15 protein-coding genes are annotated in these 13,696 nt (G+C 72.5%); 5 read left to right on the forward strand and 10 right to left on the reverse strand.

Annotated elements, in window-relative coordinates:
• Positions 1-12: 12 nt before the first annotated feature.
• The 5 genes from ACFYZA_RS26850 to ACFYZA_RS26870 all read right to left on the reverse strand — a co-directional run bounded on the left by ACFYZA_RS26850 (position 13) and on the right by ACFYZA_RS26870 (position 4,068).
• On the reverse strand, positions 13-576 hold the full coding sequence (locus tag ACFYZA_RS26850; protein ID WP_388493139.1) for a phosphonate degradation HD-domain oxygenase: 564 nt from the start codon (positions 574-576) through the stop codon (positions 13-15).
• The gene (locus ACFYZA_RS26855) at positions 573-1,643 is read right to left on the reverse strand and encodes a TauD/TfdA family dioxygenase (RefSeq protein WP_388493141.1); all 1,071 of its coding nucleotides are present in this window, start codon (positions 1,641-1,643) and stop codon (positions 573-575) included. Before ACFYZA_RS26855 ends, ACFYZA_RS26850 begins: the two co-directional genes overlap by 4 nt.
• A gap of 159 nt (positions 1,644-1,802) precedes the next feature.
• Entirely contained in the window at positions 1,803-2,225 is a 423-nt protein-coding gene (locus ACFYZA_RS26860) for a ribonuclease domain-containing protein (protein WP_388493142.1), read from the reverse strand.
• Between the two features lie 142 nt (positions 2,226-2,367).
• Positions 2,368-3,282 (reverse strand): SDR family oxidoreductase, encoded by a 915-nt coding sequence (locus ACFYZA_RS26865; protein WP_388493143.1) that lies wholly within the window; start codon positions 3,280-3,282, stop codon positions 2,368-2,370.
• Between the two features lie 12 nt (positions 3,283-3,294).
• Positions 3,295-4,068, reverse strand: a complete 774-nt coding sequence (locus ACFYZA_RS26870) for an SDR family oxidoreductase (protein WP_382589060.1) — start codon at positions 4,066-4,068, stop codon at positions 3,295-3,297.
• 56 nt (positions 4,069-4,124) lie between these two features.
• Between ACFYZA_RS26870 and ACFYZA_RS26875 the strand changes: the two genes are divergently transcribed.
• The 5 genes from ACFYZA_RS26875 to ACFYZA_RS26895 are packed head-to-tail and all read left to right on the forward strand — an operon-like array spanning position 4,125 to position 8,568.
• The gene (locus ACFYZA_RS26875; protein ID WP_388493145.1) at positions 4,125-4,931 is read left to right on the forward strand and encodes an enoyl-CoA hydratase family protein; all 807 of its coding nucleotides are present in this window, start codon (positions 4,125-4,127) and stop codon (positions 4,929-4,931) included.
• Positions 4,928-5,794, forward strand: a complete 867-nt coding sequence (locus ACFYZA_RS26880) for a CoA transferase subunit A (RefSeq protein ID WP_388493146.1) — start codon at positions 4,928-4,930, stop codon at positions 5,792-5,794. The genes ACFYZA_RS26875 and ACFYZA_RS26880 overlap by 4 nt, the downstream gene beginning before the upstream one ends.
• On the forward strand, positions 5,791-6,537 hold the full coding sequence (locus ACFYZA_RS26885) for a CoA-transferase subunit beta (protein WP_382589069.1): 747 nt from the start codon (positions 5,791-5,793) through the stop codon (positions 6,535-6,537). Before ACFYZA_RS26880 ends, ACFYZA_RS26885 begins: the two co-directional genes overlap by 4 nt.
• A 23-nt stretch (positions 6,538-6,560) precedes the next feature.
• Positions 6,561-7,610, forward strand: a complete 1,050-nt coding sequence (locus ACFYZA_RS26890) for an NAD(P)H-dependent flavin oxidoreductase (RefSeq protein WP_382589254.1) — start codon at positions 6,561-6,563, stop codon at positions 7,608-7,610.
• Between the two features lie 55 nt (positions 7,611-7,665).
• Positions 7,666-8,568, forward strand: a complete 903-nt coding sequence (locus tag ACFYZA_RS26895) for a tyrosine-protein phosphatase (RefSeq protein WP_388493148.1) — start codon at positions 7,666-7,668, stop codon at positions 8,566-8,568.
• Positions 8,569-8,803: 235 nt separating this feature from the next.
• Here ACFYZA_RS26895 and ACFYZA_RS26900 read toward each other — a convergent pair whose 3' ends face one another.
• The 5 genes from ACFYZA_RS26900 to ACFYZA_RS26920 form a co-directional block, all read right to left on the reverse strand.
• Positions 8,804-10,513, reverse strand: a complete 1,710-nt coding sequence (locus tag ACFYZA_RS26900; RefSeq protein ID WP_382589075.1) for a DEAD/DEAH box helicase — start codon at positions 10,511-10,513, stop codon at positions 8,804-8,806.
• 131 nt (positions 10,514-10,644) lie between these two features.
• Positions 10,645-10,848 (reverse strand): cold-shock protein, encoded by a 204-nt coding sequence (locus ACFYZA_RS26905; RefSeq protein WP_053727847.1) that lies wholly within the window; start codon positions 10,846-10,848, stop codon positions 10,645-10,647.
• 262 nt (positions 10,849-11,110) lie between these two features.
• Positions 11,111-12,268 carry an acetyl-CoA C-acetyltransferase gene (locus tag ACFYZA_RS26910; protein ID WP_388493149.1) on the reverse strand — a complete coding sequence of 386 codons (1,158 nt, stop codon included), beginning with the start codon at positions 12,266-12,268 and terminating at the stop codon, positions 11,111-11,113.
• Between the two features lie 26 nt (positions 12,269-12,294).
• Positions 12,295-12,909, reverse strand: coding sequence for a TetR/AcrR family transcriptional regulator (locus ACFYZA_RS26915; RefSeq protein WP_382589082.1), 615 nt, complete (start codon positions 12,907-12,909; stop codon positions 12,295-12,297).
• 21 nt (positions 12,910-12,930) lie between these two features.
• Complete coding sequence (locus ACFYZA_RS26920) at positions 12,931-13,695, reverse strand: SDR family oxidoreductase (protein WP_388493207.1); 765 nt, start codon at positions 13,693-13,695, stop codon at positions 12,931-12,933.
• Position 13,696 lies beyond the last annotated feature (1 nt).

Here is a 13,696-nt window from a genome sequence, read left to right on the forward strand (position 1 = left end):
GCGCCCGGTCGTTCAGGCCGGTGCGTGGTCCGGTTTCAGGAGGCCTTCGAGCAGCGGCCGGAAGTGCCCGAAGCCGGGCGTCGGGCGGTCCGGGTCCTTCGCCCGTTCGTCCCAGCGCCGCACCGCGACGGCGTCGCGGGCACCTGGGTGGGCCGCGAACTCGCGTGCCTGCTCGGGCGACATGGGGCCGCCCTGTACCTGAAGGGTGTGCACGGAGGCCTCGGACAGCAGGGCGAGGTAGCCGGGTTCCACCGTGCACAGGTAGCGCTTGGCGGCGACGTGGAGCCGTACGGGTTCGGTGACCTCGGGTCCGAAGAACCGCCCCAGCCAGTCGGCGCCGGTGTGGCTGTGCCGGTTGTCGAGGCCGTCCTCCATGAGGTCGCGTCCGGTCACGGCGCCGTGGAAGTGCCCGATGTCGTGCAGCAGGGCCGCCGCCACCAGGTGCGCGGGTGCGCCGGCCTCCTCGGCGAGCGCCCCGGCCTGGAGCATGTGCTGGGCCTGGGTGACGGCCTCGCCGAGGTATTCGGCGCTGCCCTCGCCCGCGAAGAGGTCCGCGAGCCGGTCGAGCGGGTTCACGCGGCGGCCTCCTCGCGGCGCAGCACGGCGAGGGTCGAGGCGAGGCCGTCGAGGTCGGCGTAGGTGCCCTGGAGGTGGCGCTGCCCGGACTCCTCGAAGGCCGTACGGGCGTGCAGCAGGCGGGTGTTGTCGAAGACGAGGCAGTCGCCGGGCGTGAGGCGGAAGTCCAGCTGGAGCTCGGGCCGCAGCAGGATCTCGCCGAACCGGCGGTAGGCGGCGTAGAACGCGTCGAGCCGTTCGGGTCCGTAGGAGAGCGTGGCGATGGAGCGGTTGTTGAAGCGGATCTCCCGGATCCGGCCGAGCGGGTCGGTGGCGATCAGCGGCCGGTCGGCCCGCAGCTCGGTGTGGGCGTCGGCGAACGTGAACGGGACCGGTGTGCGGGTCAGTACGTCGAAGTCGGCGGGCGACTCCTCGCGCAGCAGGGCCGCGGCCCGGAAGCCGTCGACGAGCCCCGAGTCGCCGCCGCGGGCGTCGTTGGCCAGGCAGTGCAGGAGCTGGAGGGTGGGCACCGGGTCGCGGTAGGGGTTGTCGGTGTGCGGGGTGATGCGGGCGCCGGTGAAGGCGAGGTTGTTGGGGTCGGCCTCGACGCGCACCTCGAAGAGTTCGCCGTAGTTCGTCTCGCGCACGTAGCCGAACGTGCGGGCCACGCCGAGGACTTGGCGCTCGCGTCGCGGTACGTCGCGCAGCAGCACGAAGCCGAGCCGCACGACTTGTTCCAGGGCGCGGGCCCGCACCCGGGGTTCGGCCGTGTAGGCGTCCCAGTCGGCCTCGGGGAGCCGGCCGTGCAGCTCGGATGCGGCCCACAGGTCCTTGGCGTCCTCGGTGCGGCCGTCGCCGTCCGGCCCGCCGGGTTCGTCCAGCCAGGCCTGCGCGTACACCGAGACGTGCCCGTCCGGCGCCCAGACCACCTCGCGGGCCGGGGTTCCGTCGGCGGCGCGCACCGTGCGTTCGGCGGCGATGGCGAGTGTCGCGGGGAGCTCGGTGATCTGGAAGAGCTTCTGGCCGTTGCGCGGGTCCCGGCATCGCGTACAGGGGCAGTTGTCGCGCAGCCAGACGAGGTGGTGCATGGGTGGTCTCCCGTCGGATTCGGCAAAGTTGTACAGACAACTTCGGATGGATCCGAGCCTGGCAGCCGGGGGTGACGCGGCGGTGGCCGAGAGGTGGACAGGCGAAAACCCGCGCCCCCGGGGAGGGAGCGCGGGTTTGCGGTGCCGCGAAGTGCCGTGTCAGCAGCCGAAGTCGACCAGCCGGAACGTGGCGTAGTGGTCGGCGGTGTAGTAGTCCTCCTGGGACTTCTGGCCCGTGATGATCCGGCGGGTGCCGCGCGTCGGCGCACCCGGGGTGATCACGGTGTACTCGTGGTAGTAGCTGCCGCTCTGCTGCGGCAGCACACCCTCACGGTTCTGGAAGACGACGCCGTCCTGGGAGTACGGGAACGGGCCGCCCTCGGCGATGAGGTCCAGGGTGTCGTGCGCCTGGGAGGGCAGCGCCGAGTAGCAGACGCTGCCGACCGACTTGACGGTTACGGAGGAGACGGTGGTGGCGGCCGTGGGGGTGGCCGACGCGGTGCCGGCGACGGGCCCGGCGAGGAGGGCTGCGGCGATCGCGAAGGCTCCGCCGAGGGCTTTGATGCGTGGGGGGATCGTCATGTCCGCCATGATGACGCGCGTAGAGCGGGGCCCGTCAACGCCAACTCCGTTGATTTTTCTACCTGTTAACCCGGGCCGCAGGACGCGTAACGAGGGGGCCACGAGGGGTTAAGGCGTACGCAACCCAAGATCGCCCGCCGCCCTACCGGGACCCGTACACCACCCCCGGGGGCTCGGCCTCCGCGAGGAGTTTCAGGGCTGCCCCGCCCGCCTCGCGAGGGGTCCAGCGGGCACCCTTGTCGCTGGTCGGCCCAGGCCGCCAGCCCTCCATCACGGTGATGCGGCCCGCCTCCGCCTCGAAGACCCGGCCGGTGACGCCCTCGCTCGCGGCCGAGCCCAGCCACACCACGAGGGGCGAGACGTTCTCCGGGGCCATCGCGTCGAAGGCGTCCCGCCCCTCGGGCGCGGCCATGGTCTCGGCGAAGGTCCCCTCGGTCATCCGGGTGCGGGCCGCCGGGGCGATCGCGTTGACCTGGACGCCGTAGCGGCCCATCTCGGCCGCGGCCACCAGGGTGAGCCCGACGATCCCGGCCTTCGCGGCGCTGTAGTTGCCCTGTCCGACAGAGCCCAACAGACCCGCTCCGGAGCTGGTGTTGACGACCCGGGCCGCGATCTCGCGACCCGCCTTCGCCTCGGCGCGCCAGTGGGCGGCGGCGTGCTTCAGGGGCAGGAAGTGGCCCTTGAGGTGGACCCTCATCACCGCGTCCCAGTCGTCCTCGTCGAGGTTGACCAGCATCCGGTCGCGCAGGAACCCCGCGTTGTTGACCAGGGTGTGCAGCGCGCCGAACGACCGTACGGCCGTCGCGACCAGGGAGGCCGCGCCTTCGGTCGTGGCGATGTCGCCGCCGTGTGCCACGGCCTCGCCGCCCGCCGCGCGGATCTCGTCCACCACCGCCTGCGCGGGCCCGCCGGAGCCGCCCGCGCCATCGACGGAGACGCCCAGGTCGTTGACGACGACCCGCGCCCCCTGCTCGGCGAACGCCAGCGCGTGCGCCCGGCCGAGCCCCCGCCCCGCGCCGGTCACGACCACGACCCGCCCCTCGCACAGTCCGCTCATCTTCCGTTCCCCTCAGGCTCGTTGATCACGTCGGTTGACCGTGGCGGCGTCCAGGAAGGCGGGGCGTTCGCCGCCGCCGTGGACGAGCAGGGAGGCGCCGCTGATGTAGGCCGCCCCGGGTGAGGCGAGGAAGACCGCGGCCGCGCCGACCTCCTCGGGCTCGGCGAGCCGGCCGAGCGGCACGGTCGCGCCGACCCGCGCGAGGCCTTCCGCGTCGCCGTAGTGCAGCGCGCTCAGTTCGGTGCGGACCATCCCGAGCACGAGGGTGTTGACGCGCACCTCGGGCGCCCACTCGACCGCCATGGACCGGGCGAGGCTCTCCAGGCCGGCCTTCGCGGCGCCGTAGGCGGCCGTGCCCGGCGAGGGCCGCGCCCCGCTGACGCTGCCGATCATCACGACCGAGCCGCGCGTGGCCCGCAGCTGGGCCCTGGCCGCGAGCGAGGCGGTCAGCGGAGCCACCAGGTTCAGCTCGACGACCCGCGCGTGACGCTCCGCCCCGCCCTCGTCGAGCGGCCGGTAGGGCGTGCCGCCCGCGTTGTTGACCAGCACGTCCAGGCGCCCGTAGTCCGCCGCGACCCCGGCGAAGAAGTCCCGTACGGCGTCGGGTTCGCGCAGGTCGAGCGGCCGGAACTCGGCCTGGCGGCCGCCGAGTTCGACCGGCTCGTCGGGTGGTCTGCGGGCGCACACGACGACGTCGGCGCCCGCCGCCAGGAACGCCCTCGCGATGCCCGCCCCCACGCCCCGGGTGCCACCGGTGACGACGACTGCCTTCCCGGCCAGCTCCATCCGCTGCTACCTTCCTCACCTAACAAATGTTTGGTGGAAAGGTAGCTGATCCGCCCATGGGTGTCTCCACCTCAAGCCCCGAGAAGGGCATTTGCCTCGTCACGGTCGACTTCCCACCCGTCAACGCCCTTCCCGTACAGGGCTGGTACGACCTCGCCGACGCGGTCCGCGCGGCCGGGCGCGACCCCGGGAACCGGTGCGTGGTGCTCGGCGCCGAAGGCCGGGGCTTCAACGCCGGGGTCGACATCAAGGAGATGCAGCGCGACCCCGGCCACACCGCCCTCATCGGCGCGAACCGGGGCTGCCACGAGGCGTTCGCCGCCGTGTACGAGTGCGAGGTGCCGGTCGTCGCGGCGGTCGGCGGGTTCTGCCTCGGCGGCGGCATCGGCCTGGTCGGCAACGCGGACGCGATCGTGGCGAGCGAGGACGCCGTCTTCGGCCTGCCCGAGCTGGACCGGGGCGCGCTGGGCGCCGCCACCCACCTCGCCCGCCTGGTCCCCCAGCACCTGATGCGGGCGCTCTACTACACCTCGCGCACCGCGACGGCCCAGGAGCTGCACGCCCACGGCTCGGTGTGGCAGGTCGTCCCGCGCGGCCAACTGATGGACGCGGCACTGGAGTTGGCGGCCGAGATCGCCCGCAAGGACGGCACGCTCATCCGTCTCGCGAAGGCCGCGATCAACGGCATCGACCCGGTGGACGTACGCCGCAGCTACCGCTTCGAGCAGGGCTTCACCTTCGAAGCGGCCCTCAGCGGCGTCGGTGACCGCGTCCGCGACACGTTCGGCACGGGCGGCCCGTCCGGCACTCCCGACCCACTCCATCCGGCGACAGCAGCGGCCACCGAGGAGGCCTCTTCGTGACGGACAAGACCATGACGCCGGAGGACGTCGTCGCCCGGCTGAGCAGCGGCATGACGCTCGGCATCGGCGGCTGGGGCTCGCGCCGCAAGCCGATGGCCCTGGTGCGCGCCCTGCTCCGCTCCCCCGTCACCGACCTGACGGTGATCTCGTACGGGGGCCCCGACGTCGGCCTGCTGGCGGCCGCCGGAAGGATCCGCAAGCTGGTCGCGCCCTTCGCGACGCTCGACTCGATCCCCCTGGAGCCGCACTTCCGCGCCGCGCGCCAGGCGGGCGCCTTCGAGCTGGTCGAGGTCGACGAGGCGATGTTCATGTGGGGGCTGCACGCGGGCGCGAACCGGCTGCCGTTCCTGCCGGTGCGCGCGGGCATCGGCTCGGACGTGATGCGGGTCAACCCCGGCCTGCGGACGGTCACTTCACCGTACGAGGACGGCGAGACGTTCGTCGCGATGCCCGCCCTGCGCATGGACGCGGCGCTCGTCCACCTCAACCGCGCCGACCGGCTCGGCAACGGCCAGTACCTGGGCCCCGACCCGTACTTCGACGACCTGTTCTGCGAGGCCGCCGACAGCGCGTACCTCTCGTGCGAGCGGATCGTGGACGGCTTCGGGGACGACGGCGGGGGCGGCCCCGGGGGCGTGGTGCCGCAGTCCCTCCTGGTCGGCCGGTACGCGGTCACCGGCGTCGTGGAGTGCCCGAACGGCGCGCACTTCACGTCCTGCGTGCCCGACTACGGGCGCGACGAGGCGTTCCAGCGGCTGTACGCGACCACGCCCTGGGCCGAGTTCGCCGAGCGGTTCCTGTCCGGGCCCGACGAGAAGTCCTACCAGTCCGCGGTGCAGAGCTGGCACGAGGAGCAGAAGTGACGACGAGCGCCGTGCGGGTGACCCGCGCCGAGTACTGCGTGATCGCCTGCGCCGAGGCCTGGCGGGACAACGGGGAGGTGCTCGCCAGCCCCATGGGTCTGATCCCGTCGGTCGGGGCCCGCCTCGCCCGCCGGACCTTCGCGCCCGACCTGCTGCTCACCGACGGCGAGGCCATGCTGGTCGGCCTCGACGGGAGGCCCGAGGGCTGGCTGCCCTACCGCAAGCACCTGGCGATGGTCACCGGCGGCCGACGGCACGTCATGATGGGCGCGAGCCAGATCGACCGGTTCGGCAACCAGAACATCTCCTGCATCGGAGCGTGGGAGCGGCCCGCCCGCCAGCTCCTCGGGGTGCGCGGCGCGCCCGTCAACACCCTCAACAATCCGGTGAGTTACTGGGTGCCGAAGCATTCGACGCGGGTGTTCGTGCCCAAGGTCGACATGATCAGCGGGGTGGGCTACGACAGCGCGGCGGCGGCGGGCCCCTCCGCGACCCGCTACCACCGCATCCCCCGCGTCGTGAGCGACCTCGGCGTCTTCGACTTCGCGACCCCGGACCACTCCATGCGCCTGGCCTCGCTGCACCCCGGGGTCACGCTCGACGAGGTCCGCGCGGCGACGGCGTTCGAGCTGGCCGTGCCGGACGGGCCGGCGTACACCCGCGAGCCCTCGCCCGAGGAGCTGCGACTGATCCGGGAGGTCATCGACCCGGACGGGCTGCGCGAACGCGAGGTCCGCCCGTGACTCCCCACCAAGGCGCGCCCCGCATCGAGACGGCACTGACCAAGCTCGTCGGTGTCCGGCATCCGATCGTGCAGACCGGCATGGGCTGGGTTGCGGGCCCCCGTCTGGTCTCGGCCACCGCGAACGCCGGCGCCCTCGGCATCCTCGCCTCCGCGACGATGACGACCGCCGAGCTGGAACGGGCGGTCCGCGAGGTCAAGTCCCGTACCGGGGAGCCCTTCGGGGTCAATCTGCGGGCCGACGCCGCCGACGCCCGCGAGCGGGTGCGGATCATCATCGACGAGGGCGTGCGCGTGGCGTCCTTCGCGCTCGCCCCCTCCCGGGAACTCATCGCCGAACTCAAGGACGCGGGGGTCGTCGTGATCCCCTCCATCGGCGCCCGGCGGCACGCGGAGAAGGTCGCGGCGTGGGGCGCGGACGCGGTGATCGTGCAGGGCGGCGAGGGCGGCGGCCACACCGGTGAGGTCGCGACCACCGTGCTGCTGCCGCAAGTCGTGGACGCCGTGGAGATTCCGGTGATCGCGGCGGGCGGCTTCCACGACGGCCGGGGCCTGGTGGCGGCGCTCGCCTACGGCGCTGCGGGCGTGGCCATGGGCACCCGCTTCCTGCTGACCTCCGACTCGACGGTGCCGGACGCGGTGAAGGCGAAGTACCTGGCGGCGACGGTGAAGGACGTCACGGTGACCACGGCCGTCGACGGCCTGCCGCACCGCATGCTCCGCACGGAACTCGTCAGGTCCCTGGAGGGGGCGGGCCGCGCACGGGCTCTCGCGCACGCGGTGCGCCGGGCGTCCGGATTCCGCAGGATCTCCGGACTGAGCTGGCCCCAACTGGTCAGGGACGGCCTCGCGATGAAGCACGGCAAGGACCTGACGTGGAGTCAGACACTCCTCGCCGCGAACACGCCGATGCTCCTGAGGGCGTCCATGGTCGAGGGCCGTACGGACCTCGGGGTGATGGCCTCGGGCCAGGTGGCCGGCCTCATCGAGGACCTGCCGAGCTGTGCGGAGCTGGTCGGCCGGGTGATGGAGGAGGCGGCGCGCGTACTGGGTGCGCTGCGGAGCGTGCAGTAACAGCCCGCTTTCACAAGGGAGTTGATGGATCACCATGAACCACTCCACCCGAAGGGTGACACGAGTAGTCCGGGGCGCTGTCGCCGCGGCCGCCGCGGCCCTGGCGATGGGTGCGCTGCCCGCGACCGCGCCGACGGCCGCGGCCGCCGCGCAGCACCGGACCGCCTCACCGATCCACCAGGTCGTACTCCAGGGCGCGGTGAACGTCCGCGATCTGGGCGGCTACGCGACGTACGACGGCGAACGCGTCCGGTACGGGGTCGCCTACCGGGCCGACGCGCTGAACAAGGTGTCGGACACGGACGTGGCGGCGCTCGGGCGGCTCGGGCTGCGCGAAGTGGTCGACTTCCGGACGCCGTTCGAGCTGCAGTACGACGGCCCCGACCGGCTGCCGACGGGGCTCGCCCCGACGTCGCGCCCGGTCACCGACAGCGGCCTGTACGCGCAGATGCTGACCGCGATCGGGTCGAGGGATCCCGCGACGCAGGACGCGATGCTGGGTCACGGCAAGGCGGAGGCGCTGATGCGCACGGTGTACGGGGCCTTCGTCTCCGACCCCACCGCCCGCGCGCAGTTCGGGGCGACCCTGAAGGACCTGGCCACGGCGCGCGGCCCGCTGCTCTTCCACTGCACGTCGGGCAAGGACCGTACGGGGTGGCTGAGTTACGTACTGCTGCGCGCGGTGGGCGTACCGGCGGGCACGGCGCAGGAGGACTACCTGGCGTCCAACACCTTCCGGGCGGCGGCGGACGCGGCACTCCGGGCCGGCCTGAAGCAGTCCGGGGTGATGCGGAACCCCGATCTGCTCATCCCGCTCCAGGAGGTGCGGGTCGACTACCTCGACGCGGCACTGTCCCAACTGTCCGCCCAGTACGGGGACTTCTACGACTACCTGACGGGAGGCCTCGGCCTCTCACTCCACGACCTGGCCGCGCTCCGATCCCGCCTGGTCCCCTGACCCCACCGTCACCGCCAGGCTCGCTCGCGCAGTTCCCCGCGCGCCTGGCGGGATCGGTGCCGGCCGGTGCGGGCATCTTCAGCCTGTCATGGGGGTGCCCCCTGGCCCTTGAGGCCTTGGGGGAGTTTGAGGACGAGCGGCCTTCAGGCGCGAACGGGGGCCTGGGGGCGGAGCCCCCAGGATGCCGCCCCCAGACCCCCGGAGGGTCTGGGGAAGGGGCGGGGTGGGGAAAGGATCACGCCCCCGCTCGACCCCGGCCCGCACCGCCCTGTCCGCGCCCACGCCCGCCCGCGGAGCGAGCCGCCGACCCGCCCTGGGTGCGGGGTGCGCCGCCACCCTGGGTACGGGAAGCCGAACCACCCTGAGTCCGGGCGGCGCCGCCACCCTGCGTACGGGAAGCCGCAGCACCCTGCGTACGGGAAGCGCCCCCTTGCGCGCGGGCACCACCCTGGCTCCGCCCGCCCTGGGCGCGGGAGGCGGCACCGCCCTGGGCCGAGCCCTGGGCGCGACCGCCCCGGGCGCCCCGGCTGCGGCCGCCGGAGGCCTTCTTCGGCTCGGGCTGGGCCGGGACCTCGATGACGACCGGCACGCCGGACGGCTCGCGCGCCCCCGTGACCCGCACGAGCTCCTCGGAGCTCGACTTGATCTCGGCCGTGCGCGGACGGATCCCCGCGAACGACATGAGCTTGGTCATCTCGCGCTTCTCGTCGGGCAGGACGAGCGTGACGACGCTGCCCGACTCGCCCGCGCGAGCGGTGCGCCCACCCCGGTGGAGGTAGTCCTTGTGGTCCGTCGGCGGGTCGACGTTCACGACCAGGTCGAGGTCGTCGACGTGGATGCCCCGCGCCGCGACGTTCGTCGCGACCAGCGCGGTGACCTGACCGTTCTTGAACTGGTCGAGCGTGCGGTTGCGCTGCGGCTGGGAGCGTCCACCGTGCAGACCGGCCGCCCGAACCCCGCTCGCGAGGAGCCGCTTGACCAGCCGGTCCACCGAGCGCTTGGTGTCCAGGAACATGATCACGCGGCCGTCGCGGGCCGCGATCCGCGTGGTGACGGCCTTCTTGTCGGTCTCGTCCATGACGTACAGGACGTGGTGTTCCATCGTGGTGACCGCGCCCGCCGACGGGTCGACGGAGTGCACCACCGGGTCGGTGAGGAACATCCGGACCAGGCGGTCGATGTTGGCGTCCAGGGTCGCCGAGAAGAGCATCCGCTGACCGTCCGGCTCGACCTGCTTGAGCAGCGCGGTGACCTGCGGCATGAAGCCCATGTCGGCCATCTGGTCGGCCTCGTCGAGGACGGTGATGCCCACGTTCTCCAGCGAGCAGTCACCCCGCTCTATGAGGTCCTTGAGCCGGCCCGGGGTGGCGACCATGACCTCGGCGCCGCGGCGCAGCGCGTTCGCCTGCTTGGTGATGGAGAGGCCGCCGACGACGGTGGTCAGACGCAGGTTCACGGCCGTGGCGTACGGGGTGAGCGCGTCGGTGACCTGCTGGGCGAGCTCGCGCGTCGGCACGAGGACCATGACGAGCGGCGCCTTGGGCTCGGCGCGCCGGCCCGCGGTGCGGGCGAGCAGGGCGAGGCCGAAGGCGAGGGTCTTGCCGGAGCCGGTGCGGCCGCGGCCGAGGATGTCGCGGCCCGCGAGCGAGTTCGGCAGGGTGGCGCCCTGGATCGGGAACGGCTCGGTCACGCCTTGCGCGTCGAGCGTCTTGAGGAGCGCCGCGGGCATGTCCAGGTCGGCGAAGGCCTCGACGGCGGGCAGCGCGGGGGTGAGGGTCTCCGGCAGTTTGAATTCGCCCTGCGGCGCCATCGTCCGGCCCTTGACGGGCTTCGCGGACTTGGCGGCGGGCCGGCCGGATCCCCTGCGGGCACCGGAACTGGAACCGGAACCGGAACGGGAGCCGGTACCGGCACCGGAACCGGCACCGGAGCGCTTGCTGGTCATGCGCGTCATACGGAATTTGCCTTCCTGGGACAAGACAGCACAAGCCGGGACCCGCACCTGAGGGTGCGGGCCCCGGCTGCGAAATTCGCGAGCCACGGAATCCGTGGCTGCAAAATACGCCTCGTCGGCGATTAGGCGGGGAGGATGTTCTCCGCCTGCAGGCCCTTCTGGCCCTGGGTGACCTCGAAGGAGACCTTCTGGCCCTCGAGGAGCTCACGGAAGCCGGAGGAGGCGATGTTGGAGTAGTGGGCGAAGACGTCGGGGCCGCCGCCGTCCTGCTCGATGAAGCCGAAGCCCTTTTCCGAGTTGAACCACTTCACGGTGCCAGTAGCCATGTCATTTCTCCTAAGACAGGGGCAGTTCCGGAAATCCGCGGATTTACGGATTCCTCGTCGCCGCATTGAGCCCATCCGGAGAAACCCCGGAAACAAATAATGCGCCTGAGGATCATTCCCGTCAGGCGCACATAAAGTATATGGGTACCAAAACTGCAACAGCCACCACGATAGCACGCCCCCCTGCGGCCCGTCCGTGGGGCAGGTCACCGCGGGGGACGCCGCCGGTGGTGGCGCCCCCTGGACGGCCCGCCGTCTCGCGTCAGAGCCGCTCGATGATGGTCACGTTGGCCTGGCCGCCGCCCTCGCACATCGTCTGGAGGCCGTAGCGGCCGCCGGTGCGCTCCAGCTCGTGCAGCAGGGTCGTCATGAGCTTCACGCCGGTCGCGCCCAGCGGGTGGCCGAGCGCGATCGCGCCGCCGTTGACGTTGACCCGGGCCGGGTCGGCGCCGGTCTCCTTGAGCCAGGCGAGCGCCACCGGGGCGAAGGCCTCGTTGATCTCGACCAGGTCGATGTCGTCGATCGTCAGGCCGGTCTTCTTGAGGGCGTACGCGGTGGCGGGGATGGGCGCGGACAGCATGCGGATGGGGTCCTCGCCGCGTACCGAGAGGTGGTGGACGCGGGCGCGCGGGGTCAGGCCGTGCTCGGCGACGGCGCGCTCGGAGGCGATGAGCAGGGCGGCCGCGCCGTCGGACACCTGGGACGAGCAGGCGGCGGTGATGGTGCCGCCGGGCAGGACGGGCTTGAGGGCCGCCATCTTCTCCAGGGTGGTGTCCCGGCGCGGCCCCTCGTCGGTGGTGACGTCTCCGTACGCCACGATCTCGCGCGCGAAGCGGCCCTCGTCGATGGCGGTGAGGGCCCGCTGGTGCGAGCGGAGGGCGAACTCCTCCATGGCGCGGCGCGTCACGCCCCACTTCTCGGCGATCAGCTGCGCGCCGTGGAACTGGTTGACGGGGGCGTCGCCGTACCGGGCCCGCCAGCCCTCGCTGCCGAGGTAGGGGCCGTCGGTCAGGCCGAGGGGTTCGGCGGCCTGCCGGGAGGCGAAGGCGATCGGGATCATCGACATGTTCTGGGTGCCGCCCGCCACCACCAGGTCCTGGGTGCCCGACAGGACGCCCTGGGCCGCGAAGTGGACGGCCTGCTGGGACGAGCCGCACTGGCGGTCGACGGTGACGCCGGGCACCTCCTCGGGCAGGCCGGCCGCCAGCCAGGACGTACGGGCGATGTCGCCGGCCTGGGGCCCGACGGTGTCCAGGCAGCCGAAGACGACGTCCTCGACGGCGGCCGGGTCGATGCCGGAGCGCTCGACGAGCGCCTTCAGTACGTGTGCCCCGAGGTCGGCGGGGTGGGCCGCCGAGAGCCCCCCTCCGCGCCGGCCCACCGGAGTGCGTACCGCTTCGACTATGTAGGCCTCGGCCATGTCAACTCCCCATGTACGTATGTGAGTTATTCGCGTACGGCGATTCCGTCCAGGACCATCGAGAGGTACTGGCGGGCGATCTCCTCCGGGCTGTGTCCACCGCCGGGCCGGTACCAGGAGGCGGCGACCCACACCGTGTCGCGCACGAAGCGGTAGGTCAGGCGGATGTCCAGGTCGGTGCGGAAGGCGCCGGCGGCGACGCCGCGCTCCAGCGTTCCCAGCCATGCCTTCTCGAACTTCTGCTGGGATTCGGTCAGATAGTGGAAGCGGGGCAGCGCGGCCAGGTGCCGGGACTCCTTCTGGTAGATCGCGACGGCGGCGCGGTGCCGGTCGATCTCCCGGAAGGACTCGGTGACCAGGGCCTCGATGGTCTCGCGGGGGCCGAGCCCGGCGGCGAGCACGGCGTCGTAGCCCTCCCAGAGCTCGTCAAGGAAGGCCGAGAGGATCTCGTCGAGCATCGACTCCTTGGAGTCGAAGTGGTAGTAGAGGCTGCCCGCGAGCAGGCCCGCCTCGTCGGCGATCCGGCGCACGGTGGTGGCGTTGTAGCCGTGGGCGGCGAACACCTCGGCCGCCGTGGCGAGGAGTTCGCGCCGCCGCTCGGGCGAGGCGGTCACCTGCGTCTTCTTCTTGTTCGTCGGCACCTGACCATTGTGCTGCCCCGGCTAGGCGTGCTGGCTGCTGACGGAGACGACCTCGCCGGTGAGGTACGAGGAGTAGCCGCTGGCCAGGAACACGATGACGTTGGCGACCTCCCACGGTTCGGCGTAGCGGCCGAACGCCTCGCGGGCGGTGAGCTCTTCGAGCAGTTCGGCGGAGGTGACCTTCACCAGGTGGGGGTGCATGGCGAGGCTGGGCGCGACCGCGTTGACCCGTACGCCGTACTCGGCGGCCTCGACGGCCGCGCACCGGGTGAGCGCCATGACGCCCGCCTTGGCGGCGGCGTAGTGGGCCTGCCCGGCCTGGGCGCGCCAGCCGACGACGGAGGCGTTGTTGACGATCACGCCGCCCCGGCCCGAGTCCTTGAAGGCGCGCAGGGCGGCCCGGGTGCAGCGGAAGGTGCCGTTGAGGGTGACGTCGAGGACCTTGGACCAGGCCTCGTCGGTCATGTCGACGAGGGAGCAAGTGCCGCCCAGGCCCGCGTTGTTGACGACGACGTCGAGTCCGCCGTGTTCGTGTGCGGCGAGCGCGAGGAGGTCGGTGACCTGGTGTTCGTCGGTCACGTCGCAGGGGACGGAGGCGACGCGGTCCGCGCCGAACTCGGCGGCGAGCGCCTCCTCGGTCTCCTTCAGGCGGCGGGCGTGGGCGTCGCCGATGACGACGCGGGCGCCCTCTTCGAGGAGCCTGCGGGCGGTGGCCCCGCCGATGCCGGCGCCGGCCGCCGCGGTGACGACGGCGGTGCGGCCGTCGAGCAGGCCGTGGCCCGGCACG

The organism is Streptomyces sp. NPDC001828 (assembly GCF_042892175.1).
GTDB lineage: Bacteria > Actinomycetota > Actinomycetes > Streptomycetales > Streptomycetaceae > Streptomyces.